Origin of the sequence: Streptomyces sp. NBC_00341, assembly GCF_041435055.1 — a bacterium.
Lineage (GTDB): Bacteria > Actinomycetota > Actinomycetes > Streptomycetales > Streptomycetaceae > Streptomyces.
The window spans coordinates 7,099,534-7,123,044 of record NZ_CP108002.1; the positions used below are offsets into that span (position 1 = coordinate 7,099,534).

Sequence of the window (23,511 nt, forward strand, 5' to 3'; positions counted from 1 at the left end):
CGCCGGGGCGCCCCCGGGAGGCACTCACTCGCCCTCCGGGCCCGCCTTCCCGCCCCGGCGGCCCAGCCGCTGCCACAGCACCACCACGACGGCGGCCACGGCCAGGAACGGGGCCGCCGCGCCCAGCGCCATCGCGAGCCACTTGATCACCGTCACGAACACGTGCCAGCCACCGCTCAGGGCGTCCAGGAACCCCGGACCGTCCTCGTCGTCGGCGACCGCCTTCGCACGCGGCTCCGGCTCCGAGAGGTTGAGCGTGATCGTGGCCAACGTGGTGCGGTCCTTCAGCGAGGCCTGCTCGGCCAGCATCGATTCGAGCGCGGCCTGACGATTGCTCAGCTCACCTTCGAGCGACACCACATCGGACAGCTCGTCGGCCCGGTCCATCAGCTTGCGCACCCGCGCCACGCTCGTGCGCTGGCTGGCGATCCTGCTGTCCACGTCCACGACCTGGTCGGTGACGTCCTTGGCGGTCGACGTGCGCGACAGCAGCTTGCCCGTACCCGAGAGCTCCCGCAGCACGCTGTCGTACTCGCCCTGCGGAACCCGCAGCACCACGTGCGAGGAGGCCCGTGTGGCGTCGACCTGCTCGGTCTTCTCGTCGGCCACCAGACCGCCGGCGGCCTCCGCCGTCACCCGTGCGGCCGCCGCCGCCTCCGGCGCGCTCTTCACCTCCACGGACAGCGAGGCGGTACGGATGACATGGGCGGCGGCCGACGGATTCGGCTTCTTCGCCGCCGCCGAACCGCCCGCGCCCTTCTCCGCCCCTCCGGTGCCGGAGCCCGCGCCGTCCTGCTGCGCCGGGGCGGCGGCCCGCCGGCCCGCGCTCTTCGCGGAGTCGTCGTCACCGGCCCCGCCGCAGCCGCTCAACGCCAGCACGGCGGTGAGCAGTCCGGCGGCGAGAGCGATCCGCGTGCGGCGGGCACCCGGACGGCCCGGACGGTCCCGACGCCCCTGACGGCCCGCATGTCTCTTCGTGCGGGTGGCTGGTGCTGCCTGCATAACTGTCCCCCCAGGACGGGTGATTGGTGGTGCCGGTTCGACGTACGAGGGGCCGGTCGGGGTTGCGCGATACCGGTTTCGAAGCGGTCACGGTCAGGACTCGGAAGAGGTTTGAGAGAGTGGGGGTATGCAGGCTTCAGCAAACCGCTCGGACAGGGCCACGGGACACGTCGTCGTCATCGGCGGCGGCATCGCCGGACTCGCGGCCGCCCAACGGCTCCTCGGCACCGGGCTGCGGGTCACCCTCCTGGAGGCGACCGACCGGCTCGGCGGCAAACTCAGGACCGGCGAGGTGGCGGGCGTCCAGGTCGACCTCGGCGCCGAATCGATGCTGGCCCGCCGTCCGGAGGCGGTCGGCCTGGCACGCGCCGTCGGCCTCGCGGACCGGCTCCAGCCGCCCGCCACGGCCACCGCCTCCCTGTGGACGCGCGACGCGCTGCGCCCCATGCCCAAGGGCCATGTGATGGGTGTTCCGGGCGACCCGGCGGCGCTCGGTGAGGTGCTCTCGCCCGAGGGGCTCGCCCGGATCGCGCAGGAGCGGGACCTCACCCCGACCGAGGTCGGGGACGACGTCGCGGTCGGTGCGTACGTGGCGGACCGGCTCGGCCGCGAGGTCGTCGACCGGCTGGTGGAGCCGCTGCTCGGCGGGGTCTACGCGGGCGACGCCTACCGGATCTCGATGCGCGCGGCCGTACCCCAGCTCTTCGAGATCGCCCGGCGGGGCGGCTCGCTGCTCGACGGGGTCACCCGCATCCAGGAGCAGGCCGCGGCCCGGCAGCAGACCGGGCCGGTCTTCCAGGGCATCGCCGGCGGTATCGGCACCCTCCCGGACGCGGTCGCCGCCGCCGTACGCGCGGGGGGCGGCGAGATCCTCACCGAGACCCCGGTGCTCGGGCTGACCCGTACCGCGAGCGGCTGGGACGTCCGTACCGACTCCCGGGTGATCCCCGCCGACGGCATCGTCCTCGCCGCCCCCGCCTGGTCCGCCTCCACCCTGCTCGCCGCCGAGTCACCGGCCGCCTCCGCCGAACTCGCGGGCGTCGAGTACGCGTCGATGGCCCTGGTCACCATGGCCTTCCGCCGTTCCGACGTGGCCGCCGCCGGAACGCTCGACGGACGCTCCGGATTCCTGGTGCCGCCGGTCGAGGGCCGCACCATCAAGGCCGCCACCTTCTCCAGCCGGAAGTGGCAGTGGGTCGATGACGCGTCCCCCGACCTGTTCCTCCTGCGGACCTCGGTCGGCCGGTACGGCGAGGAGGACCATCTGCACCGCGAGGACGCGGAGATCGTCGACGTGTCGCTCAGCGATCTCGCGGCGGCGACCGGACTGGCCGCCCGGCCGGTGGCCACCGAGGTCACCCGGTGGATCGGCGGACTGCCCCAGTACCCCGTCGGGCACCTCGGCCGGGTCGCCCGCATCCGGGAGGAGGTCGCCAAGCTCCCCGCGCTGCGGGTCTGCGGCGCCGTCTACGACGGAGTCGGCATCCCGGCGTGCATCGCGAGCGCCCACCGGGCCGCGGACGAGATCACGGAGGAGATCACGGGCAGGACCGCAGGGGAGAGCACGGGGGAGATCATCGCCACGCCGACCCTGGTTCAGGGCACAGGGAGCGAGGCGGGACAATAGCCGTATGAGTGCTCCCGAGACTGTGACATCAAGCAAGGGCCCGAACGCCGGCAAGAAGGCGAAGGACCTCAACGACGTCGTCCGCTACACCCTGTGGTCCGTCTTCAAGCTCCGTGACGTGCTGCCCGCGGACACGGACCGCGCCGCGTACTCCGGCGAGGTGCAGGAGCTGTTCGACCAGCTCGCCGCCAAGGACGTCACCGTTCGCGGCACCTACGACGTCTCCGGGCTGCGTGCCGACGCCGACGTCATGATCTGGTGGCACTCCGAGACGGCGGAGGCCCTGCAGGAGGCGTACAACCTCTTCCGGCGCACCCGGCTGGGCCGGAGCCTCACGCCGGTCTGGTCGAACATGGCGCTGCACCGCCCCGCCGAGTTCAACAAGTCGCACGTCCCGGCGTTCCTCGCCGACGAGACGCCGCGCGACTACATCAGCGTGTACCCCTTCGTGCGCTCCTACGACTGGTACCTGCTGCCCGACGAGGACCGCCGCCGCATGCTCGCCGACCACGGCAAGATGGCCCGCGGCTTCCCGGACGTGCGCGCCAACACCGTCGCCTCCTTCTCGCTCGGCGACTACGAGTGGGTGCTGGCCTTCGAGGCCGACGAGCTGCACCGCATCGTCGACCTCATGCGTCATCTGCGGGCCTCAGAGGCGCGGATGCACGTCCGCGAGGAGGTCCCCTTCTACACCGGCCGGCGCAAGTCGGTCGCAGACCTGGTGGCCGGGCTCGCGTAGCGAGCGGGTTCCGACCACCCCAACCCGGAAGATCAGACGGCGGGCACCGCGGCACTGTGTGCCGCCCGCCGTTCCAGCGACACCGGGTTCGGCTCCTGGTGCGGCGCGCAGCCTGCGCGCCGCACCGGCGTCGTTTTACGGGCCCGGGAGCGCGGCCCTGCCAGGACGTGGCCCCGCACCGGTCATGAGCTGCTGCCGCAGCTCGACCCGCCGCCTCCGCAACTGGACCCGCCGCCTCCGCAGCTCGATCCGCCTCCGCAACTGGACCCGCCTCCGCAGCTGGACCCCGAACCGGAACCGCAGCTGGACCCCGAACCGCACCCGCCGCCCCCGCCGCCGTGCCCGGACGAGCCTCCGCACCCGCCACCGCCCGGCGTCGTACCGGCGCACCACGCCGTCGCGACGAGCGGGGCGCCGGAGGAACCCGAGAACTGGTGCGAAGTGGTGGACATAGGGGCCGGCCTGACCCGGGACGCGGCGAGCAGCTGACTCCGCAGCTCGGGATCGGGTACGGCCCGCGGCCCCCCGACCGCCACCAGATGGGCCGGATCGGTCCGGTGCCCGTTGGCTGTGACGTACGTGAAGACGGCCCTGCGGCCCGCTTTGGTGATCCGGTACCGGGAAGCGGCCGCGCAGACGAAGCCGATGACGCTTCCGACGACGAGCGGCAGGAACACCTTCGCGAAGAACGGGAAGTCCGGTCCGCCGACGGACTCCGACGAGGTGAACTCCTGGATGGTCACCGCGATGGAGGCCGGGAGCGCGAGCAGGCAGAGCACCCCCTGCGCCATACCCCAGCGTGCCCGGGCCCGGTTCTCCCCGGGCGTGCCCAGCAGACCGCGCGCCGCCAGCCCGTCGCCGATCTCCTGCACCGCGGCGTGGCGCATCGTCGCGATCCTGAGGGTCCACAGCGCACCGTTCGGGGCCGCGGCGTGCTCCTGGAGCAGGGCCCGTTCCACCGGGTCGTGTGCGAGGTGCCGCTGGACCACGACGATGCCGGGCCCGCCGACGGCCAGTCGGCCGTCCGCGTGCATGGCGGCGAGCGCGGTGTCCACGACCCGGGCAGGGCCGCCGTTCAGGAAGGCCACCTCGAAGAGGTCATGGAGGGGGCCGCCGGGGCCGCGCCCCGCGCGCCGCCCCGCTGCGATCAGCAGCGTCGAGGAGACCGCGACGGCGATCACCATGAGCAGGGCCACGATGCTCGTTGCGGCCATGTCATCGCCCCGCGAGTACGGATCGGGCGGCCCGCGCCAGCCGGGTGGTGCGGCGGGGCGGGCGTGGCGCGGCCCGGTCCTGCCACCAGTACGTCAGCCGGCGACGGGCCGAGTTGTCCGCGGGGCGGCCCGCGACGAGCAGCTGCTCCGCGAAGTCCAGCGCGTCGCGCCGGTAACCGGCGGACATCGGACGGGCCCTGGCGTACGCGAGGAACGCGTCCCGGTAGTCAGGGCCCAGGATCTCCGGGAGTTCGGGTGCCACCTTGGCGACGACATCGGCACGCTTGGCGGCCAGCGCCCGGCTCTGCACCCCGAGCCGCCGGTGGTCGAAGCCCTCCGGTACGGGGGCGCCCGCGACCAGCGCGGAGAGCAGCGAGGCCTGCGCCACCGCGACCCGGTCCCGGACGGCGTCAGGACCGGCGGGCCCGCTCGCCGGGAGCGGAGCCGGAGCCGTAGCCAGGGCGGTCGGCGGTTCAGCGGACCTTGGGGCCGCCCCGGCCCGGCCCGCGTCGAGCGTGGCCCGGATCGCGTCCAGCTCGCCCGCCAGCTCGGCGGCCGGCGGGAAGTCGTCGTCGCGCTCCAGCAGGACCCCGGGTGGGCTGACCCGGGAGCGCAGCTCGGCCAGGACGTCGAGGACCGGTGCGGTGACCGGGTGGGCGTGCGTGTCGTGCCAGACGCCGTCCTTCTCGACGCCGCCCGCCACATGCACGTACGCGATGGCCTCCACCGGCAGCTCGTCCAGGGCCGTGGCCGGGTCCTCGCCCCGGTTGACGTGGTTGGTGTGCAGGTTGGCCACGTCGATGAGCAGCCCGACCCCCGTGCGCTCGACCAGCTCGGCCAGGAACTGGCCCTCGGTCAGCTCCTCGTCCGGCCAGCAGATCAGCGCCGCGATGTTCTCCAGGGCCAGCGGCACCGGCAGTGAGTCCTGAGCGATCCGCACGTTCTCGCACAGCACGTCCAGCGCGGCCCAGGTGCGCGGCACGGGCAGCAGGTGCCCCGCCTCCAGCACGGGGGAGGCGGTGCGCGCTCCTCCCGCCCGTACGAACGCGATGTGCTCGGTCACCAGCGGCGTGCCCAGCAGCGCGGCCCGCTCCGCGAGGGCGGTGAGCCGGCCGGGGTCCGGGCGCTCCGCCCCGCCGAGCCCGAGCGAGACCCCGTGCGGCACCACGGTCACACCGCGCTCCCGCAACCGCGTCAGGGAGGCCGGCAGATGGTCGGCGCAGAGGTTCTCCGCGACCGCCTCCACCCAGTCGATCCCCGGCAGCGCCTCCACCTCGTCGGCGATCTCCGGCCGCCAGCCAATCCCGATACCCAGCTTCATGGTGTCCCCCCACTGCTCCACTCCGTGCAGGTGTCATGGCCCCGGCACACGGCGGTGAATCCAGGAAGAGAGACGTTCAGAGCTGGATTTGAGGTTCCCGGAGCCCGCGAGTCTCCGCGCGAGCCTGCCGCCCAGGTGTCTAGGGAGTGCATGCCAGACACCGCCGGCCGGACGGGACTTTACGGACACGACCTATGGCCGGGGCAGCGCCGGAAGGGAGCCGACGCGGTGGGCGCCCTCGGCCACCACGGTCTTCCCGGGGGCGATCTCGGTGAATCCGGCGTCCTCCACCACCGGCAGCCCGCTCACCGCGAGTTCCCGCCAGCGGTCCTCGGCCGCCGTGGCGACCGACAGCGGGAAGCCCGCCTCGCGCCACGCCGTGCGCTCCGGCTCGGAGAGATCCCACCAGGCGAGCTGCGCCCCGTGCCCGACCTGCGCCATCTCCTTGCCCGCCGACATGTCGAGCTCCGGGTTCAGCCAGAGCACCGGACCGGCGTGATCGGGCGCGGCGGGCGGCTCCGGGTCGTCCAGCTCCGTCCCGGAGACCTGGAGCTTGGCGAGCTCCTTGGGCCAGCCGTCCAGCGGCACCGGTGGGAACACCCGCACCTCGGCGCCCTCCCCGGTGACCGTGATCCCGGGCAGCGCGCAGGCCTTGCGCCACTCCGCGCCGCGCGCCCGGCGCACCACCTTGCGGATCCGGGCGTCCTGCCAGTCCCGCATCGCCTGCGCCCACTCGCCCTCGCCCACGGAGCGCTCGTCGGAGAGCATCACCAGCACCGCGCGGGCCGCCGTGCGCAGGGCGTCGGTGCGGGCCGGGGGAGCCGCCTTCTCGATGTGGACGACCAGCGGGAGTACGTACTGCTGTGCTTCGTCCCGGTTCGTCCGCTCGGGGCGGAAGGGGCTGTCCGCAGGCAGGCCGGCGGTCTCGGACGGGGATACGGGGGTGTCGTTGCTGCTCACCCGTCCAGTCTGCCAGTCGCCCGGAAACCGGCTCTTGGCGGAATGAATCCCTCCGCGCGAGGATGCACCGCATGAAGAGCGATCTATTCTCCAGCGAGCACATGGCGGAGCAGGCAACCGCCCCCGGAATGACCCTGCAGAACGCCAAATCGATCAAGTACGCGGTCAGCGGCGAGATGCACGCACGCCAGGGGGCGATGATCGCCTTCCGCGGCGATCTCCAGTTCGAACGCAAGGGGCAGGGCCTCGGCGGCATGCTCAAGCGTGCCGTCACGGGCGAGGGCCTGCCGCTGATGGTGGTGCGCGGCCAGGGCGAGGCGTGGTTCGCGCACGAGGCGGCCAACTGCTTCATCGTGGAGATGGAGCAGGGCGACGTCCTCACCATCAACGGCCGCAACGTCCTGTGCTTCGACGCCACACTCGGCTACGAGATCAAGACGGTGAAGGGCGCCGGGATGACCGGCGGCGGCCTCTTCAACAGCGTCTTCACCGGGTACGGAAAGCTCGGCCTGATGTGCGAGGGCAACCCCATCGTGATCCCCGTCACGCCGCAGCAGCCGGTGTTCGTCGACACGGACGCGGTCGTCGGCTGGAGCGCCCACCTGACCACCTCGCTGCACCGCTCGCAGAGCGTCGGCTCGATGCTGCGCGGCGGTTCCGGCGAAGCGGTCCAGCTGCGTCTTGACGGCGAGGGGTTCGTGATCGTACGGCCCAGCGAGGTCAAGCCGGAGAAGGCGTCCGCCAACTGAGTACGGACATCCTGCGGCTGCGCGGAGTGGGCCGCCGGTACGGACTGGCGGGCCCCTGGGTGCTGCGCGGGGTCGATCTCGCCCTGCCTGCGCGCGCCCTGGTCCGGATCGAGGGGGCCAACGGCACCGGCAAGTCCACCCTGCTGCGGCTCCTCGCCCGCATCGACGCCCCCACCGAGGGCCGGATCTCCGGCGACCGGCCGCGCACGGCGTACGTCCCCGAGCGGTTCCCGGCGGCACTGCCCTTCACCGCCGCCGGGTACCTCGTCCACCTCGGCCGCGTCCACGGGCTGCGCACGGCGGAGGCGGCGGCGCGCGCGGAGGCGTGGCTGACCCGCTTCGGCGCGGCCGGCCACGCCCGCACCCCGCTGGCGGAGCTGTCCAAGGGCACCAGCCAGAAGGTCGCCGTCGCGCAGGCGCTGCTCGCGGAGCCGGAGCTGCTGGTGCTGGACGAGGCCTGGACCGGCCTGGACACCGCGGCCCGCCAGGAATTGGACCGGGCCGTCGCCGAGCGGGTCGCCGCGGGGGCCACCGTCGTCTTCGTCGACCACGACCTGCGCCGGCTCGCGGGCGCCGCCGGCCACACGTTCCGCGTCGAGGGGCGCGGGCTGGTCGCGGTACCCCGCGCACCGGCCGGGACGAACCCCGGCCCCCGGGTACGGATCGACGCCGTGGGCCCGCCGGGCAGCCCGCTCCCCGCCGGACTGCCCGGAGACCCCGAACAGGCGCAGCGCGAGGACGGCATGCTGCGCCTGACGGTGACCGCCGCGTACTCCGACGCGCTGCTGAGCGCGCTGCTCGCGGCCCGCCCGCCCTGGCACATCCGCCGGCTCACGCCACTGCCCGAAGATGCCGGTACCGCACGGCCCCCGGCCCAGGCATCCGCCGACTCCACCGCCCCCGGCGAGGCGCCATGACCGCGCTCGTCCGCTACCAGGCCGCTCTGCTGCTCCGCTCGCAGCACTGGCTCGCGCCGGTGCTCCTGTACCTGGCCTTCCTCGGCATCGGTATCCGCCCTGGGCAGCCCGTGCTGGACTCGCTCGGCTACGCCGCGGCCGGGCTGCTGCCCGTCACCGCGTGGCTCGTGCGGATCTGCGTAGGCCAGGAACCACCCGCCGCCCGGACCGTCGTCGCCGCGGCGGCCGGCGGGCAGCCGCGGGCCCATCTGGCGGCGCTGCTCGCGGCGCTGGGGTGCGCCGGGCTGCTCGGCACGGCGGCGACCGCGGCCGTGCTGCTGATCAGCGATCCGGCCGACGCCCGCCACACCGTCCGGGTCCCGCTGCCGTCCGCCGGGCTGGCCGGGCTCCTCGCGGCCGGCTGCTGCGTCCTGCTGGGGGCCGCGGTCGGGGCGCTGTGCACCCGTCCGCTGCTGCACCGGCGCGGCTGGTCCGTCGCCGCGACCGTGCTCGCCGCGCTGCTGGCCCTGGTGACCGGTGGATCGCCCGCGAAGTACGCGGTGACGGGGCTGGTCACCGGCTCGCTCACCGGCACCGTCCACGTGCCGGTCCTCCCCTTCGCCGGTGCCGCGGCCGTCGCGGCGGCGGCGCTCGCACTCGCCTGCAGGCTCACTTCCGTACGCGGCTGAGTAGGCTCCTGCCATGGACCGGAGCGCGCAGGACGAGGTGGACGAGAGCGTGGACGAGCCGGACAACGGGCCGCCGTTCGCGGAGTGTGTGCTGTGCCGGAAGCCGACCGAGTACGCCGAGTCGGTCAAGGGGATCACGCTCTGCCCGGTCTGCGAATGGCAGGAGGCCCAGCGCACGGCCTGCTCGGGCTGACGCCCCGGCCGGGGCTGATGCTCAGCCGCGCATCAGCGCGGACACCTTCACGAAGCGGTATCCGCGCTTCCGGAGCTCCGGCACCACCTGGTTGACCGCCTGGTCGGTGACCGGCGCCGCGCTGCGGGTGCAGTGCATGACCACCAGCGAACCGGGCTTCACACCGTCGAGGACCTGCTCCGCCACCGCGTCCGCGTCCGTCGCGAAGGCGTCGCCGCTGACGACGTCCCACTGCACCGCCGTCACCTTCTCCGCCGCGAGCGCGCGCAGCGAGGCATCGTCGTAGCAGCCGCCGGGGAAGCGGAAGTACGGCACCACATTGCGGGCGCCGGTCTTCCGGATCGCGCCGAAGGCCCGCTCCACCTCGCCGCCGATCTCGTCGGACCCCATCGTCGGCAGCCCGTAGCAGGGCGACGTGAAGGCGTAGTGGCTGTACGAGTGGTTGGCGATCTCGAAGAGCGGGTCCGTGCCGATGGAGCGGGCCTGCGAGGGGTACTCCTCGGCCCAGCGGCCGGTCATGAAGACCGTCGCGGGCACCTTCAGCCGGCGCAGCAGGGCGATCAGCTCCGGGTTGTCGAAGTGCTCGCCCCCGGCCGCGCGGGGGCCCTCGTCGGCCGTCATATCGGCGTCGAAGGTGAGCGCGACGACCTTGTCGGCGCTCTTCGGGCCCCGTTCGAGGACGCGGGCCAGGGCCGCCGGGCCCGGCGCCATGGTGGGCGGCTTCGCGGTGGCGGGGGGAGCGCTTGAGGGGGCTTTCGAAGGAGCGGCCAGGGCGGCCGCCGGCCGGTCGCCCGAGGAGCCCCCCGAGGTGCTCGCGCAGCCGGCGAGGGCGCTTCCGAGCACCACTCCCAGAACGGTCAAAGCGGTCATTCTTCGTACAGAAGATGTCATTATCGGAAAATAACTGATCAACCGTCACCGGCTCTTCCATGGCGCCCCCGCGCCGCGAAGCGGCCCCCGGACGGCGGCGGGCCGGACCGCCGCCGTCCGGGGTGACTCAGCCGGTCAGCGCCACGGCCCCGTCACGGCGAACGTCGTGCCGGGGGTGTAGCAGTTCATGAACATCGTCCGGTAGTCGGGGGAGAACGTGACCCCGGCGAACTCGCCCCACTCCGGCTTCTCGGGCGTTCCGATGTTCTGCCGGCCGCGCGCCATCGCGTACACCTCACCGCGCCTGGTCAGGCCGAACACGTGCTGGGCGCCACCGCCGTCCTCGCACACCATCAGTCCGCCGTCGGACGCCAGACAGATGTTGTCCGGGGACTCGCCGGGCAGCTGGATGTCCGTACCCGGTCCGAAGACGATGACCAGGGTCAGCCGGCGCCGCTGCGGCTCGTACCGCCACACCTGTCCGAAGTGGTCGGCGGCCGATCCCTCCGAGCTGTGGGCGAAGCTGGAGACGAAGTAGACGCAGGTGCCGCCCCAGTAGCAGCCCTCCAGCTTCTGGCCGTGGGTGATCCCCTTCGGCCCGAAGTCCTGGAACCGGATGGGTGTCTGTGCGGCCAGTGGATCCGGTACGGGGACCCACTCGATGCCCTCGAAGCTCGTACCGGTCTCCTGCACCGCCGACAGGTCGGGAACGCCCGGCACCCGCATGGCCTCCAGCCGGCCGCCGGCCCGGAGCGAGCCCGTGCCGCCCAGCGGTTTCTCCGGCAGGAAGCGGTAGAAGAGCCCGAACGGCTTGTCGAACGCGTCCTCGGTCTCGTACACGACGCCGCTCCGCGGATCGATCGCGATCGCCTCGTGCTGGAAGCGGCCCATCGCGGTCAGCGGTACGGCTCCGGTGCGGTGCGGGTCGGCGCCGTCCACCTCGAAGATGTAGCCGTGGTCCTTGGTGTAGCCGTTGGTGCCGGCCTTGTCCTCGGTCTCCTCGCAGGTCAGCCAGGTGTCCCAAGGGGTGCGCCCGCCCGCGCAGTTGACCGCCGTGCCGGCGATGGCGACGCGCTCGGAGCGGACGTGGCCGTCGCCGTCGAGCTCCAGGGCCGTGCAGCCGCCCTTGCCCATCGGGTCGTAGGTGAGGCCTTCGACGACCGGCACGGCGATCGCCGCGTCGGCCCGGTTCTCGTGGTTGCGCACCAGCCGGACGTGTCCGCGCCGGCCGGCGAACGCGGCCATGCCGTCGCAATGGCTGGGGACCGGGCCCTCGCCGGAGCGCAGCGGGTCGCCCTCGCGGGAGAGCACCCGGTAGCGGAAACCTTTCGGCAGATCGAGCAGTCCGTCGGGGTCGGGCATCAGCGGGCCGTAGCCGGCGTGGCCGCGGGCGGCGGAGGTACCCGCGAAGAGTTCGGTGAACACCCCGGCGAAGGCGACCGTGGCGACGGCGGCGCCGGTGCCTGCCAGGACCTGACGTCGTGACGCGGGCTGTTGTGCTGCTGCGGATGACATGAGGCAACTTCCTGTGGGGGACAGGAGCAGTGACCCGCACGTGTGTACCACGCGTAACACCGCGCGGGAACCATGCGGGCCACCGGCCTCAGCTGTGTCCGATAAGCGTCCCGGGCCGCGGACGGCCCGGGACGTCACTCAGAGGCTGTCGGGTGGCCTCTCAGGCGAGCGACGCGCTCAGCGTGATCGTCGTGCCCGTCAGCGCCTGGCTCACCGGGCAGTTCGCCTTCGCGTCCTCGGCCGCCTTGACGAAGCCCGCCTCGTCGAGACCGGGCACCTCGCCCTCGACGGTGAGGTGGATGCCCGTGATGCCGGTGCCCGGCTGGAAGGTGACCTCGGCCTGGGTGTTCAGCCGGGTGGGAGGGGTGCCGGCCGTGGCCAGACCGTTGGACAGCGCCATCGAGAAGCAGCTGGAGTGCGCCGCCGCGATGAGCTCCTCCGGGCTGGTCTTGCCGTTCGCCTTCTCCGCGCGGGACGGCCAGGAGACCGGGTACTCCCCGATGCCCGAGGAATCGAGGGTGACGACGCCCTTGCCCTCGATCAGGTTGCCTTCCCAGACCGTGTGCGCCTGACGCGTGGTAGCCATGCTGGATCCCTTCGAACGGAATGCGCGGTTGTACGGGGATGGCGGGGCACTCCGTCGTGCCCGGCCGGTGTTACGCCCCCGAACCTACTGCGCCACCAGTCCCTTTGCGTCACGCGCCAGTGCCGTCAGCCTGGAGATCGCCCGGAAGTACTTCTTCCGGTACCCCCCGTTCAGCATCTCCTCACTGAACAGCCGGTCGAACGGCAGCCCGGCGGCGAGGACCGGAACCTCCCGGTCGTACAGCCGGTCCGCGAGCACCACGAGCCGCAGCGCGGTCGACTGGTCGGGCACCGGCTGCACCTCGGTGAGGCACACCGCCCGCAGACCGTCCGTCAGCGCGCCGTAGCGGCTCGGGTGGACGCGGGCCAGATGGTCGAGCAGCGTGGGGAAGTCGTCCAGGCTGGCGCCCTCCGTCGCGTACGCGGCCCGGGTGACCTGCTCCTCGGAGAACGGCGGCGGGGCGTCGGGCAGACCGCGGTGCCGGTAGTCCTCGCCGTCGATGCGCAGCGGGCGGAAGTGCGAGGAGAGCCCCTGGATCTCACGCAGGAAGTCGGCAGCGGCGAACCGGCCCTCGCCGAGCTTGCCCGGCAGCGTGTTGGAGGTCGCGGCCAGCGCCACCCCCGCCTCGACCAGCCGGCTCAGCAGCGAGGAGACCAGCACCGTGTCGCCCGGGTCGTCGAGCTCGAACTCGTCGATGCACAGCAGCCGGTGCCCGCTCAGCGTCCGCACGGTCTGCTGGAAGCCCAGCGCGCCCACCAGGTTGGTCAGCTCGACGAACGTCCCGAACGCCTTGAGGGACGGGGCCGCGGGCGTGGCGTGCCAGAGCGAGGCGAGCAGATGGGTCTTGCCGACGCCGTAGCCGCCGTCGAGGTAGACCCCGCGCGAGCTGCTGGGCGCCGCCGGCTTCTTCCCGAACCACTTGCGCTTACCGGAACCGCTGGCGTGCGCCCCGCCCAGCCCGGCGGCGAAGTCGCTCAGGACCTCGACCGCCTCGACCTGGCTCGGCTGGTTCGGGTCGGGGACGTACGTATCGAAGCGCACCGTATCGAAGCGCGGCGGCGGCACCATCTCCGCGACCAGCCGGTCGGCGGGGACGTGTGGTTCGAGGGCGCACAGGGACAGCGGGGCCGTTTCGGCTATGGGGCTGGGCCCCGGCACGGCGTGGGAGGACGACACAACCGTCTACCTTACGGGCGTGCCAGACTGCCTGACATGCGACGCCTGTTCCCTGTGACGGACCTGACAGCGGCTGAGGACCTGGGCGAGTGGAGCCTGGACGCCCTCGCCGACGCCTACGCCTACCCCGGCACGGAGGGCCCCTGGCTGCGCGCCAACATGGTGTCGACGCTCGACGGGGCCGCCCAGCACGACGGCCGCTCGCAGCCGATCTCCTGCCCGAGCGACATGCGGATCTTCGGCACCCTGCGGGGGCTCGCGGACGTGGTGATCGCGGGCGCGGAGACCGTACGGCTGGAGGGGTACCGGCCCGCCCGCGCCCGGGAGGCCTTCGCGGCCCGGCGGGAGGCGGCCGGTCAGGGGCCCGCACCGGCCGTCGCCGTGGTGAGCGGCAGCCTGGACCTGGACTTCTCGCTCCCGCTCTTCGTCTCGCCGCTGGTCCCGACGCTCGTGCTGACCGGTGCGGGGGCGCCGCCGGACCGGATCGCGGCGGCCCGCCGGGCGGGCGCGGAGGTGGTCGTCGCGGGGGAGGGCTCCCGGGTGGACCCCGCCAGAGCCGTACGGGAGCTGGCCGGCCTGGGCCACCGGCGGCTGCTGACGGAGGGCGGGCCGCGGCTGCTCGGTCAGTTCGTGGCGGCGGGCGTGCTGGACGAGATGTGTCTGACGCTGGCGCCGATGCTGACCGCCGGGGACGCGCAGCGGATCGCGGGCGGCCCGGCGGTGGCTGTGCCGGAACGATTCGCCCTGGCATCGGTGCTGGAAGAGGCCGGGTTCCTCTTCTCTCGGTACCGTCGGATCTGACAATCAGCGGAATATACCGTTCCGGTTAGCGTTCGGTGGGCAGAATGGAACGCGGACCCCGTGCGAGCACGGGGAAGGATGGTTTCAGCAGTGGCCGGAGACGGTCACTGAAGCAGAAGGGCGCCTGTGGTGTTCACCAGCGTTTTGATGATCGAGAAGCCCCTCACTTCCGAGGACGTCGAGTTCGTCACCACCCTGCACGGGGAGGAGCAGATCTCCTTCGTCGTGCTGATGCAGCCACGAGGCGACCAGGCGGATGTGCTGTTGCGGGCCATCGACGACCTGGCGATGGGCGAACTGAAGGAAGCGGCCCGTGAGAGCGAGGAACCGGAGGGCAGGAACGCCAGGGAGTCCGCCGAACTCGCGCTCGAAGTGTCCCTGGAGGCCCTGCGCCAGTCGGGCTCGGAAGCCGTCGGACAAGTGATCGAGACCCATCCCCTGGACAAGCTCACGTCCGTGGTCGAGGAGTCGGAGGCCGACGAGGTCATCGTGCTGACCGCGCCGCACTACGTCGAGGAGTTCTTCCACCGCGACTGGGCGTCCCGCGCCCGGCACAAGGTCGGCGTACCGGTGCTCAAGCTCTTCGCGCACAGCGAATAGGCTGGGTGGCCCCAACCCGTACCGACCCTGGGAGACACACGCATGGCACCCGGTATTCCTGCCGCCATGGAACGGCCGCACTTCATCGGCATCGGCGGCGCCGGAATGTCGGGCATCGCGAAGATCCTCACCAGGCGCGGCGCGAAGGTCGCGGGCAGCGACTCCAAGGAGTCGCCCACCGCAGAGGCGCTGCGCGCGCTGGGGGCGACCGTCCACATCGGGCACGCCGCCGGGCACCTGGCGGACGACGCCACCTGCGTGGTCGTCTCCAGTGCCATCCGCGCCGACAATCCGGAGCTGGTGCGCGCCGGGGAGCTCTCGATCCCCGTCGTGCACCGCTCCGACGCGCTCGCCTCGCTGATGGAGGGGCTGCGGGCCATCGCCGTCGCGGGCACCCACGGCAAGACGACCACCACGTCGATGCTGGCCGTCGCCCTGACCGAGCTGGGCCTCGACCCCTCGTACGCGATCGGCGGCGACCTCGCCGGACCCGGTACCAACGCCACGCACGGCGAGGGCGAGATCTTCGTCGCCGAGGCCGACGAGAGCGACCGCAGCTTCCAGAAGTACGACCCCGAGGTCGCGATCGTCCTCAACGCCGAGCTGGACCACCACGCGAACTACGCCTCGATGGACGAGATCTACGACTCCTTCGAGACCTTCGTCGGCAAGATCGTCCCCGACGGCACCCTGGTGATCTCCGCCGACCAGGCCGGCGCCGTCGAGCTGACCCGCCGGGTGCGCGACCAGTCGGCGCTCAAGGTCGTCACCTACGGTGAGGCCGCGACCGCCGACGTACGCGTCCAGAAGATCAACCAGCGCGGCCTGACCAGCGAGGTCACCGTCGTCCTGAACGGGAAGTACCTCACCTTCACCGTCTCCGTCCCCGGCCGCCACTACGCGCTCAACGCCGTGGCCGCCCTCGCCGCCGGCGTCGCCCTCGGCATCCCGGCGCACAACCTGGCCTCGGCCCTCGGCAAGTACACCGGCGTCAAGCGCCGCCTCCAGCTCAAGGGCGAGGCGGCCGGCGTCCAGGTCATCGACAGCTACGCGCACCACCCCACCGAGATGACCGCCGACCTCGAAGCGATGCGCGGCGCCGCCTCCGACGCCCGCCTCCTGGTCGTCTTCCAGCCCCACCTCTTCTCCCGCACCCAGGAGCTCGGCACCGAGATGGGGCAGGCCCTCGCGCTCGCCGACGCCTCCGTGGTGCTGGACATCTACCCGGCCCGCGAGGACCCGATCCCCGGCATCACCAGCACCCTGATCATCGACGCCGCACGGGCGGCCGGGGCCGACGTCACCGCCGTCCACGACAAGGCCGCGGTCCCCGGGGCCGTCGCGGGAATGGCGAAGCCCGGCGATCTCGTTCTCACCATGGGAGCGGGCGACGTCACCGACCTCGGCCCGCAGATCCTGGACCACCTGTCGAGCTGAGGGAGCCACCGTGCCGTACGACATCGACAAGCCCGACGAGGAGTGGCGGGCGGAACTGTCCCCCGCCGAGTACGCGGTGCTGCGCCAGGCCGGCACCGAGCCCGCCTTCGTCGGCGAGTACACCGACACCAAGACGACGGGCGTCTACTCCTGCCGCGCCTGTGACGCGGAGCTGTTCCGCTCCGACACCAAATTCGAGTCGCACTGCGGCTGGCCGTCCTTCTACGACCCGAAGGACAGCGACGCGGTCGAACTGATCCAGGACCGCACCCACGGCATGGTCCGCACCGAGGTCCGCTGCGCCCGCTGCGGCTCGCACCTGGGCCACGTCTTCGAGGGCGAGGGCTACCCGACCCCCACGGACCAGCGGTACTGCATCAACTCGATCTCGCTGCGGCTCACGCCGGACGGCAGCTGAGCCGAGGCGCGGGTCAGGCCTGCGCCCGAGCCACCGCTGATGCCCCGGCGCGGGGCATCAGCAGGGTGGCCACGAGCGAGACGGCCGCCCACGCTCCCGCACCGGCGGCGAGCGCGAGACTTACGGAGACATCGCCCCCGGCGGCCAGCAGACCGGCCAGCACCACGCCGGCGAGCAGGCCGGTGGCCGTGCCGGCCGCCGTGTGCCACGGTGCCCTGCGGACCACCGCCCCGACCGCCTTGCGCAGTCCCAGACCGGCGAAGAACAGCGCGGGGACGCCGAACACGCCGGACAGCAGCGCTGTCCACCACGGCGACGGCGGCCAGAACAGCAGGAACACGACGGCGAGCACGGTGCAGAGCATCGCCATGAGGACCAGGCCCGTGTCCGCGGGCGTCTTGTCGTCCGGTGCGACGGTCGGCGCCCCCATGTAGGCAGCCGCCATGGCGACCAGGAAGACCAGTACGCACAGGGACAGGGTCCAGACCGGGGACCAGCCGGTCAGCAGGGCGAACTGGGGCCAGACGGCGCCGGCGGCGAGCAGCCCGCTCCAGGCCGACACCCGTCCGGCTCCGGGCATCGTCTGCGCGACGGCGCGCGCGGGCGCGGGGTCCGGCTCGGTGACCGCGGCGGGCTGCGGAATGGCCTGCGGCGGTTCCGGTTCCGGCTCCGGTGTGCGCGGGGGCCCGGCCACCGGTGCGCGAGGCGCGTCGACCGTCGGGGCGGCGGCGAGGTCCCGGACCCCGGGGATGATGCCCGGAGGTTCGTCCCCGGGGCCGTCCAGCACAGCGCGCAGGCGCTCGGACACCGCGTCCGCCGTGGCGGGCCGATCGTCCGGGTCCTTGTGCAGCAGGGAGACGACCAGCCGGTCGAGGGCGTCCGGAACACCGGGGCGCAGGCTCCGCACCGGTTCCGGCGTCCCGTTGAGGTGCTGGGCCAGTACCGACCACCCCGCTCCCTCGAAGGGCGGTCTGCCCGCGAGGAGTTCGTACAGCAGGCAGCCCAGCGAGTAGAGGTCGCTGCGCCCGTCGAGAGTCCGGTCGCCGCGTACTTGCTCCGGTGACATGTAGGCGGGTGTGCCGATCGTCGCGCCGGTGCCCGTGAGCCCGGTCCCGGACTCCTCGACCAGCCGCGCGATGCCGAAGTCGCAGATCTTCAGGTCGTGTTCGCCGTCCCCGTACACCATGACGTTCGCCGGTTTGATGTCCCGGTGGACCACGCCCGCGCGGTGGGCGGCCGCGAGGCCCGAGCAGATCTGGAGCCCCCAGGCCACCACCGACTCGACGCTCCGCTGTTCCGTGGCGGTGAAGGAGGCCATGGAGCGGCCGGGGACCAGCTCCATGACCAGGAAGAGCACCTGATGTCCCGCGACGGCCGCCTCGCCGTGGTCGTGAATGGTCACGATGCGAGGGTGGGTCAGACGCGCGGTGGCCCGTGCCTCCTGGCGGAACCGGGCGGCCGACTGGCTGGTCGTGAGAGGGCTCTGGGTGATGACCTTGACGGCAACGTCACGGTCGAGCCGTGAGTCGACCGCCCTCCACACCTGGCCCATACCGCCGGCCCCGAGCATCTCCACCAGCCGGTAGCGGCTTTCGAGCACCTCTCCACGCACCGAGCGCCCCCTTCGATCGTCGTGTCCGGGGCGTCGCGACCCGGCGTGCCCCTCCAGGGGCAGAAGCCTACGCAGCGACCGGGCCGGAAGACCGCCGGGCCGGAGAGATCCTCCAACGCGAGGCTCAGGCTTCGTCGGTCTCCGGCTTCAGCAGCGGGTGCACCACGCCGGGGAAGACCCGGGCCCGCACGACCTCCTCGGCCGAACCGCCCTGGATCACCGTCTCCGCCACACCCCAGGGCCGCCCCGGCAGCTCCACGAGCAGCGTGTACGAGGCCGGGCAGCCGGTGCACTCGTACCGGTCGACCCAGGTCTCCACCTCGGTGGCGCTTCCCGGGTACCGCGCCACGTGCCGGTGCCGGGCGTGGCACCGCTCGCACGTCTCGCCGGGCTCGCACGTGCCGCCGCACGGGCACGGCACGTCGAGGGATTCGGCCGGGCGCCACCGCTGGGTGACGACGGCCTCACGCGTGGCGCCCATGTCCTTCATCGCCTTGAGGTTGCGGGCGGCCACGTTGTACGACTCACCGGTCGCGGCCATCCGGTCCCGGATCACGTCCTTGCGCCCGCGGTTCGTCGTCATCTGTTCCTCCTGGGGGTTCACGCAGCCCGCCAGATGGCCCACGAGATCGGTAGGCCCCAGGTTACCGGGCGCGGTGGGGCGCCCGCGACACTCCGGGGCCCGCCCGCGTCCGGCGGACGTCAGCCCCGCCGGACCCGGCCCGCGAGCCGCCTGCCCAGTCGGCCCAGGGTGCCCTGGCTCCGGCGGTTCCAGTCCCGGAAGGCCTCCGCCCGGCCGCTGCTGCCGGAGCGCCCGACGGCCTCCTCCACGGCCGCGACCCCGTCGGCGGACAGCGCGCGCACGGCGGGGCGCAGCACCTCCTCCAGCAGGGCGGCGGTGGTCCGGCTCCAGTCGGCCCCGGCGTGCGGGTGGGCCGTCCAGACGGCGAAGCAGCCGGCCGCGTAGCCGGGGTCCGCCGCCAGCCTGGCCCGGACGTCGGGGCCGTGCGCGGCCCGGTCGTACGCGGCGATGAGGTCCGCGTCGGCGCTGTGCGCGAGGGCGTACTGCTCGGCCTCCGGCCCGTCCGGGGCGAGCAGCCGCCCGGCCAGGGCGCCGAACGCGTGGCCGAGCACTCCCGGCTCCACCGGCTCCGCGCCCGGCCGCAGCGCGCGGACCCGCTGTGCCCACTCCGGCTCGGCCTCGCCGGAGCGCAGCTCGCGGGCGAAGTCCAGCAGCAGCAGGGCCCCGCGCTCCCGGCCCGTGATCTCCTGCGGGAAGCCGCGCAGCAGGTCGTGGGCGAGCTGGGGCGCCTCCTCCTCTTCCGCGGGGGCGTTCAGCGCGGCGGCGACCAGGTGCGACCAGGTGCCGGCCGTCCGGTGGGAGTCAGAGGTCGCGGCCTCCAGCAGCAGCCGGGCCTCCGCCACCGTCGGAGCGTCCTCCTCCCACACCAGGCCCACGGCCGTCCGCAGGACCAGCGGCTCCGCGAACGGCGACATCCCGGCGGCCCGCAGCACCCGCTGCACCGCGCCCACCCGGTCGTCGCCGCAGCCCGCCTTGGCCTCGGGCGCCTCCGCGCACATCCGCAGGTGCGGCAGCAGCTGCGTACCGGTGAACGGCAGCGCCACCCGGCCCAGCAGCCGCTCCGCCCCGGCCGGGTCCTCCGGTGCGATCCGGTCCAGCGCGCCGAGCAGCGCCGTACGCACGTCGAACTGCTCGTCCATCAGCTCCAGCAGCGCGGGCGCCCAGCCGGGGGAGTCCGGCGCGGCCGCGTCCCGGGTGTCCGCGAGGAGGCCGGACGCCAGCCGCCGCACGACACCGGGCAGCAGCTCCGCGCAGTCCACCCCGAGCAGCCGGGCCACCCGGAGCAGCTGCACGGTGCGGGCCACGTCCTGACCGGCCCCCGGGCCGCTCAGCTCGGTGACGATCTCCGGGCCGAGCACCGCGGCGACGGCCTCGCCCTGCGGACCGCTGAAGGCCGTGCGGCCGGGCAGCTCCACCGAACCGTTCCCGCCCCGTACCGCCTCCGTCACCAGCATCGCGGCCAGCGGGGCCGTGGTCGTCGCGGGGGAGCGGCCGTCCAGCGCGGCGAACAGCCGCCCCGCGGCGTCGAACTCGGCCCCGGTGCGGTCGTCCACCCCTGCCGCGGTCAGCGCGTCGACGAGCTGCCGGGTGCGCTTCGCGTCCAGCGCGTACGGGCGCTCGGCCGCCCAGCCGGCGGCTGCGGCACGGCCGCACGGGCCCAGCGCGATGCCCGCGCACAGGGCCGTCACCGCGACCGGGCCGGCCGCGAACGGCTCGCCGGGCAGCTCGGCCGCCTCCCGGAACAGCTCCGGGGTGCGGCTCCGCCAGATCCGGGCCGCGGTCTCGGCCCATGCGTCGTCCACCGTCCCCTCCGGGCGCGGACCGGTGCAGGTGTGCACCCGGAACCCGGGCCCCGACAGCTCGTGCGCGTCCTGCGGCAGTACGCCGACGACGCGCTGCGGGGCGCGCTCCGGGTGGCGGGTGTACGTGGTGAAGGTCAGCCGCTCGGCGCTCGAAGGCGGCAGGACGGCGGCGGCCAGCGCGATCCACCGGGCCACGTCCGCGCTCTGCCGCTCGACGAGCACGACCTTCACGGGCTCGGCGGACCCGTCCGGCTCGCTCAGCCGCCGCAGGTCGGCCAGCACGCCCGCGAGCCAGGGGCCGCGCGAGACGGCGAAGTCGTTGAGCCCCTCACGGTCGGCGGCGCGGCCCGTCGCGACGGACAGGGCGGTGACGGGGTCGACCGCGGGCACCCGGTCCGGGGTCGCGGCGGCCCAGCGGGCGGAGCGGCAGGCGGTGATCGGGAGCATCCCGCCCGGCAGCCGGGTACCGGCGGGGAGGTGGACCGCGTGGGCGTGGAAGCGCAGCGAGGACAGCTGCGCGGTGCGCACCGGCACGGTCCTGGCCAGCAGATGGCTGCCGTCGGACAGCGCGCTGAAGCTGAACGACTCGGGCAGCGCGCGCAACGCGTTCTCGGTGACCTGGCGGGCGGTGCCGGCCGGCGGCTCGTACGCGAGGAGCGGACCGGCCTCGGTGAGCGCTGCCGAGGGTATCGCCGCGTCAACCGCCGTGAAACGGGCGGGTATCTCCGCGTCCTCGCCGCTCTCGGGTCCGGCCCCGGCCGTTGCGGAGGTGTAGTGCAACTGCGCGAGGCTCATGCGTCGGCTCTCTTCGTCCCTGCCATGAAGGTCCCCTGCCACCCGCACCCGCCGTCCGTGGTGGCAGAGCCGACCCGGCAGAGCGACGACCCCGGCGGGGAGAGTTCCGCAGTCGCTGGGGCGACGCTATCAAGTACCCGCGTGCGCTTGCGGCGAGAAGCCGGGGCGGGCGTGGCGGCCTTGTACCCGATGGCAAGCCCTCGCCAGGCTGGAACAATGATTCTTCCCTTCACCCACGACGGTGAGACCGGCAGCGTGACCATAGACGTTGAGCAGGTCGATGATCCGCGGACGATCGGCAAGCACCCGGCCATGCGGGGCTATCCGTGCTGCACGTCCACCGTGACGTATCCGGGCAGGGGCTACCGGGCCATGTTCGGCTGGGTCCAGTTCGTCCGCTCGACGGACAACGCGTCCGGCGGTGCCGACTTCGACATGGACCCGTTCATCCTGTTCGAGGACGCGCCCTCCCCGTACTGCTTCTTCGGCATCAACCCCACCCTGTTCGATGCCCCGTCACGGGCCGAACGACGGCCGATGGCCTGGCTCGCGCACAGCTTCCTGGCGTACACGCCGCTGGACCGCGAACAGCGGTGCGTGATACCCCTGACCGGCTTCTCCTGGGGATTCGGCATCGACGCCGAGGGAAATATCCCCGTCCGGCCGGCGGCGGCTCTCACCGCCGCCGACTGGGACGAGCACCTGCCGTACCTCGGTACCAGCTATCCCGCCTGGGAGTTCGAGAAGTGGCGGGCGGACGCTCAGCCCTGAACGGCGTAGCCGACGAACCGGGTCCAGGCGGCGGGGGCGAGGGCGAGCTGCGGGCCCTCGTGCACCTTCGAGTCGCGGATGTGGATGGTGGTGGGGCAGGTGGCGACTTCGACGCAGGAGTCGCCCTGTGATCCGCTGTAGCTGGACTTGTGCCAGGACAGGGCGACTTCGACGCAGCTGTCGCCGTCGCCGCCGCTGTAGCTGCTCTTGAACCAGGCCAGTTCGGTGGTGCTGCTCATAACGCTCCTCGCATCTGCCGCAGCAGGCTCAAGGAGTCCTCCGGGGTAAGAGCCTGCGAGCGCATCTTGGCATACCGCTGGTGCAGAAGGCTGACCACCTTCGGATCGGAGATGAGCTGGCCGGTGTCCTGGCCCTCCGAGTATGCAAACCATCGATTCTCGGGCGTTTCCAGGAGTTGGAGCGGTCCGTCCAACCCTGCGTGTGTCGGCTGCCTGAGCGGCATGATCTGCAGCTCGACGTTCCAGTGGCGCTCGGCTGTTTCGATCACGTGGTCGAGCAACTCGCGTGTGACATCCACGCCACCAGTCTGACGTTCCAGTACTGCTTGTTCGATGATGAAGCTGAATGTTCTGGGTGGCCTACGCTTCGTTGAGAGCAATTCCTGACGCGCCAGGCGCGCGCTGATCCTCTCGTTCATCTCGTCTTCATTTGGCGGGGGCGGAACACTCAAGTAGATAGCACGCGCATACGCCTCGGTCTGCAACAGCCCGGGGACCACGCGGCACTCGTACGTGTAGAGGGCGATCGCCTCCCGCTCCAGCTGCGCCCACTGGCGGAACCAGTTCGCCAGCCCCGGCCGCCGCGACAGATGCTTCGCCGCCGCCTTCAGCACCCCCAGACCGTCGAGCACCGACTCGGCCCGCTCCACGAAGAGCGGCGGCGGAAACCTGCGGCCCTGCTCGATCGAGGCGACCATCGGCACGGAGTACCGCACCATCGGGGCGAACTGCTCCTGGGTGAGCCCGGCCCGTCTGCGCAGGACCTTGAGTACCTCTCCGAACGACTTGAGGCTCTCCGAGTACTCGGGTTCGTCGGTCATGCGCGGCCGCCTTTCGCGTGCTGTCCCCGATCCGCAACCCGCCCATGGTCACGCATCGTGACCCATACTGTCCACGCTCCGTACCCGTACGCTGA

At 72.9% G+C, this 23,511-nt stretch carries 24 protein-coding genes; 11 read left to right on the forward strand and 13 right to left on the reverse strand.

What is annotated here, in order from left to right:
* Positions 1 to 24: 24 nt before the first annotated feature.
* Positions 25 to 1,002 (reverse strand): DUF4349 domain-containing protein, encoded by a 978-nt coding sequence (locus OG892_RS31905; RefSeq protein ID WP_371630874.1) that lies wholly within the window; start codon positions 1,000 to 1,002, stop codon positions 25 to 27.
* Between the two features lie 127 nt (positions 1,003 to 1,129).
* Here OG892_RS31905 and hemG point away from each other — a divergent pair, with 127 nt between their 5' ends.
* Together hemG and hemQ are read left to right on the forward strand one after the other, a co-directional pair.
* Positions 1,130 to 2,629 carry a protoporphyrinogen oxidase gene (hemG, locus tag OG892_RS31910; protein WP_371630875.1) on the forward strand — a complete coding sequence of 500 codons (1,500 nt, stop codon included), beginning with the start codon at positions 1,130 to 1,132 and terminating at the stop codon, positions 2,627 to 2,629.
* Between the two features lie 4 nt (positions 2,630 to 2,633).
* Positions 2,634 to 3,368, forward strand: coding sequence for a hydrogen peroxide-dependent heme synthase (gene hemQ, locus OG892_RS31915; protein WP_073734885.1), 735 nt, complete (start codon positions 2,634 to 2,636; stop codon positions 3,366 to 3,368).
* A 182-nt stretch (positions 3,369 to 3,550) separates the two neighbouring features.
* On the opposite strand, the gene OG892_RS31920 is transcribed toward hemQ, so the two are convergent.
* From OG892_RS31920 to OG892_RS31930, 3 genes are all read right to left on the reverse strand, one after another.
* Complete coding sequence (locus OG892_RS31920; RefSeq protein WP_371630876.1) at positions 3,551 to 4,582, reverse strand: TIGR04222 domain-containing membrane protein; 1,032 nt, start codon at positions 4,580 to 4,582, stop codon at positions 3,551 to 3,553.
* 1 nt (position 4,583) lies between these two features.
* Positions 4,584 to 5,903 (reverse strand): DUF692 family multinuclear iron-containing protein, encoded by a 1,320-nt coding sequence (locus OG892_RS31925; protein ID WP_371630877.1) that lies wholly within the window; start codon positions 5,901 to 5,903, stop codon positions 4,584 to 4,586.
* Positions 5,904 to 6,095: 192 nt separating this feature from the next.
* Complete coding sequence (locus OG892_RS31930; protein WP_371630878.1) at positions 6,096 to 6,863, reverse strand: peptidyl-tRNA hydrolase; 768 nt, start codon at positions 6,861 to 6,863, stop codon at positions 6,096 to 6,098.
* A 71-nt stretch (positions 6,864 to 6,934) separates the two neighbouring features.
* Here OG892_RS31930 and OG892_RS31935 point away from each other — a divergent pair, with 71 nt between their 5' ends.
* Genes OG892_RS31935 through OG892_RS31950 form a run of 4 tightly spaced genes read left to right on the forward strand, consistent with a single transcriptional unit; the run spans position 6,935 to position 9,390 of the window.
* The gene (locus OG892_RS31935; RefSeq protein WP_073734888.1) at positions 6,935 to 7,612 is read left to right on the forward strand and encodes an AIM24 family protein; all 678 of its coding nucleotides are present in this window, start codon (positions 6,935 to 6,937) and stop codon (positions 7,610 to 7,612) included.
* Between the two features lie 11 nt (positions 7,613 to 7,623).
* On the forward strand, positions 7,624 to 8,529 hold the full coding sequence (locus tag OG892_RS31940; RefSeq protein ID WP_371631724.1) for an ATP-binding cassette domain-containing protein: 906 nt from the start codon (positions 7,624 to 7,626) through the stop codon (positions 8,527 to 8,529).
* Positions 8,526 to 9,197 (forward strand): ABC transporter, encoded by a 672-nt coding sequence (locus tag OG892_RS31945; protein ID WP_371630879.1) that lies wholly within the window; start codon positions 8,526 to 8,528, stop codon positions 9,195 to 9,197. Before OG892_RS31940 ends, OG892_RS31945 begins: the two co-directional genes overlap by 4 nt.
* 13 nt (positions 9,198 to 9,210) lie before the next feature.
* Positions 9,211 to 9,390 (forward strand): hypothetical protein, encoded by a 180-nt coding sequence (locus OG892_RS31950; RefSeq protein ID WP_371630880.1) that lies wholly within the window; start codon positions 9,211 to 9,213, stop codon positions 9,388 to 9,390.
* 21 nt (positions 9,391 to 9,411) lie between these two features.
* On the opposite strand, the gene OG892_RS31955 is transcribed toward OG892_RS31950, so the two are convergent.
* From OG892_RS31955 to zapE, 4 genes are all read right to left on the reverse strand, one after another.
* On the reverse strand, positions 9,412 to 10,260 hold the full coding sequence (locus tag OG892_RS31955; protein ID WP_371630881.1) for a polysaccharide deacetylase family protein: 849 nt from the start codon (positions 10,258 to 10,260) through the stop codon (positions 9,412 to 9,414).
* Between the two features lie 135 nt (positions 10,261 to 10,395).
* Positions 10,396 to 11,775, reverse strand: coding sequence for an alkaline phosphatase PhoX (locus tag OG892_RS31960; protein ID WP_371630882.1), 1,380 nt, complete (start codon positions 11,773 to 11,775; stop codon positions 10,396 to 10,398).
* A gap of 160 nt (positions 11,776 to 11,935) precedes the next feature.
* Complete coding sequence (locus OG892_RS31965; RefSeq protein WP_073734893.1) at positions 11,936 to 12,361, reverse strand: OsmC family protein; 426 nt, start codon at positions 12,359 to 12,361, stop codon at positions 11,936 to 11,938.
* An 84-nt stretch (positions 12,362 to 12,445) separates the two neighbouring features.
* Positions 12,446 to 13,537, reverse strand: a complete 1,092-nt coding sequence (zapE, locus tag OG892_RS31970) for a cell division protein ZapE (protein ID WP_073734894.1) — start codon at positions 13,535 to 13,537, stop codon at positions 12,446 to 12,448.
* Between the two features lie 36 nt (positions 13,538 to 13,573).
* On the opposite strand from zapE, the gene OG892_RS31975 reads away from it, so the two are divergent.
* The 4 genes from OG892_RS31975 (at position 13,574) to msrB (ending at position 16,793) form a co-directional block, all read left to right on the forward strand.
* Positions 13,574 to 14,338 carry a pyrimidine reductase family protein gene (locus OG892_RS31975; RefSeq protein ID WP_371630883.1) on the forward strand — a complete coding sequence of 255 codons (765 nt, stop codon included), beginning with the start codon at positions 13,574 to 13,576 and terminating at the stop codon, positions 14,336 to 14,338.
* A 147-nt stretch (positions 14,339 to 14,485) separates the two neighbouring features.
* Positions 14,486 to 14,938 (forward strand): hypothetical protein, encoded by a 453-nt coding sequence (locus tag OG892_RS31980; protein WP_024488879.1) that lies wholly within the window; start codon positions 14,486 to 14,488, stop codon positions 14,936 to 14,938.
* Positions 14,939 to 14,980: 42 nt separating this feature from the next.
* Positions 14,981 to 16,375 (forward strand): UDP-N-acetylmuramate--L-alanine ligase, encoded by a 1,395-nt coding sequence (gene murC / locus OG892_RS31985; RefSeq protein ID WP_073734896.1) that lies wholly within the window; start codon positions 14,981 to 14,983, stop codon positions 16,373 to 16,375.
* A 10-nt stretch (positions 16,376 to 16,385) separates the two neighbouring features.
* Positions 16,386 to 16,793 carry a peptide-methionine (R)-S-oxide reductase MsrB gene (msrB, locus tag OG892_RS31990; RefSeq protein ID WP_073734897.1) on the forward strand — a complete coding sequence of 136 codons (408 nt, stop codon included), beginning with the start codon at positions 16,386 to 16,388 and terminating at the stop codon, positions 16,791 to 16,793.
* 13 nt (positions 16,794 to 16,806) lie between these two features.
* Here msrB and OG892_RS31995 read toward each other — a convergent pair whose 3' ends face one another.
* The 3 genes from OG892_RS31995 to OG892_RS32005 form a co-directional block, all read right to left on the reverse strand.
* Positions 16,807 to 18,405: a serine/threonine-protein kinase gene (locus OG892_RS31995; protein WP_371630884.1), complete on the reverse strand. Its 1,599-nt coding sequence runs from the start codon at positions 18,403 to 18,405 to the stop codon at positions 16,807 to 16,809.
* 124 nt (positions 18,406 to 18,529) lie between these two features.
* Positions 18,530 to 18,988, reverse strand: a complete 459-nt coding sequence (locus tag OG892_RS32000) for a hypothetical protein (protein WP_073734899.1) — start codon at positions 18,986 to 18,988, stop codon at positions 18,530 to 18,532.
* 119 nt (positions 18,989 to 19,107) lie between these two features.
* A complete protein-coding gene (locus OG892_RS32005) occupies positions 19,108 to 21,585 on the reverse strand; it encodes a GTPase-associated protein 1-related protein (RefSeq protein WP_371630885.1) in 2,478 nt (825 codons plus the stop codon).
* 255 nt (positions 21,586 to 21,840) lie between these two features.
* Between OG892_RS32005 and OG892_RS32010 the strand changes: the two genes are divergently transcribed.
* Positions 21,841 to 22,356 (forward strand): hypothetical protein, encoded by a 516-nt coding sequence (locus OG892_RS32010; RefSeq protein WP_242436646.1) that lies wholly within the window; start codon positions 21,841 to 21,843, stop codon positions 22,354 to 22,356.
* On the opposite strand, the gene OG892_RS32015 is transcribed toward OG892_RS32010, so the two are convergent.
* The gene (locus OG892_RS32015; RefSeq protein ID WP_371630886.1) at positions 22,347 to 22,595 is read right to left on the reverse strand and encodes a DUF397 domain-containing protein; all 249 of its coding nucleotides are present in this window, start codon (positions 22,593 to 22,595) and stop codon (positions 22,347 to 22,349) included. The two genes, OG892_RS32010 and OG892_RS32015, sit on opposite strands and share 10 nt — an antisense overlap.
* On the reverse strand, positions 22,592 to 23,416 hold the full coding sequence (locus tag OG892_RS32020; RefSeq protein ID WP_371630887.1) for a Scr1 family TA system antitoxin-like transcriptional regulator: 825 nt from the start codon (positions 23,414 to 23,416) through the stop codon (positions 22,592 to 22,594). Before OG892_RS32020 ends, OG892_RS32015 begins: the two co-directional genes overlap by 4 nt.
* Positions 23,417 to 23,511 lie beyond the last annotated feature (95 nt).

What these genes read in the sequence shown, in the direction of transcription:
- OG892_RS31965 (WP_073734893.1), bottom strand. Translation starts at nt 12,361, where the DNA reads ATGGCTACCACGCGTCAGGCGCACACGGTCTGGGAAGGCAACCTGATC.
- OG892_RS31975 (WP_371630883.1), top strand. Translation starts at nt 13,574, where the DNA reads ATGCGACGCCTGTTCCCTGTGACGGACCTGACAGCGGCTGAGGACCTG.
- OG892_RS32005 (WP_371630885.1), bottom strand. Translation starts at nt 21,585, where the DNA reads ATGAGCCTCGCGCAGTTGCACTACACCTCCGCAACGGCCGGGGCCGGA.
- hemG (WP_371630875.1), top strand. Translation starts at nt 1,130, where the DNA reads ATGCAGGCTTCAGCAAACCGCTCGGACAGGGCCACGGGACACGTCGTC.
- OG892_RS31905 (WP_371630874.1), bottom strand. Translation starts at nt 1,002, where the DNA reads ATGCAGGCAGCACCAGCCACCCGCACGAAGAGACATGCGGGCCGTCAG.
- OG892_RS31925 (WP_371630877.1), bottom strand. Translation starts at nt 5,903, where the DNA reads ATGAAGCTGGGTATCGGGATTGGCTGGCGGCCGGAGATCGCCGACGAG.
- OG892_RS32015 (WP_371630886.1), bottom strand. Translation starts at nt 22,595, where the DNA reads ATGAGCAGCACCACCGAACTGGCCTGGTTCAAGAGCAGCTACAGCGGC.
- hemQ (WP_073734885.1), top strand. Translation starts at nt 2,634, where the DNA reads ATGAGTGCTCCCGAGACTGTGACATCAAGCAAGGGCCCGAACGCCGGC.
- OG892_RS32000 (WP_073734899.1), bottom strand. Translation starts at nt 18,988, where the DNA reads ATGACGACGAACCGCGGGCGCAAGGACGTGATCCGGGACCGGATGGCC.
- OG892_RS31960 (WP_371630882.1), bottom strand. Translation starts at nt 11,775, where the DNA reads ATGTCATCCGCAGCAGCACAACAGCCCGCGTCACGACGTCAGGTCCTG.
- OG892_RS31955 (WP_371630881.1), bottom strand. Translation starts at nt 10,260, where the DNA reads ATGACCGCTTTGACCGTTCTGGGAGTGGTGCTCGGAAGCGCCCTCGCC.
- OG892_RS32020 (WP_371630887.1), bottom strand. Translation starts at nt 23,416, where the DNA reads ATGACCGACGAACCCGAGTACTCGGAGAGCCTCAAGTCGTTCGGAGAG.
- OG892_RS31945 (WP_371630879.1), top strand. Translation starts at nt 8,526, where the DNA reads ATGACCGCGCTCGTCCGCTACCAGGCCGCTCTGCTGCTCCGCTCGCAG.
- murC (WP_073734896.1), top strand. Translation starts at nt 14,981, where the DNA reads ATGGCACCCGGTATTCCTGCCGCCATGGAACGGCCGCACTTCATCGGC.
- OG892_RS31920 (WP_371630876.1), bottom strand. Translation starts at nt 4,582, where the DNA reads ATGGCCGCAACGAGCATCGTGGCCCTGCTCATGGTGATCGCCGTCGCG.
- OG892_RS31950 (WP_371630880.1), top strand. Translation starts at nt 9,211, where the DNA reads ATGGACCGGAGCGCGCAGGACGAGGTGGACGAGAGCGTGGACGAGCCG.
- OG892_RS31935 (WP_073734888.1), top strand. Translation starts at nt 6,935, where the DNA reads ATGAAGAGCGATCTATTCTCCAGCGAGCACATGGCGGAGCAGGCAACC.
- OG892_RS31980 (WP_024488879.1), top strand. Translation starts at nt 14,486, where the DNA reads ATGATCGAGAAGCCCCTCACTTCCGAGGACGTCGAGTTCGTCACCACC.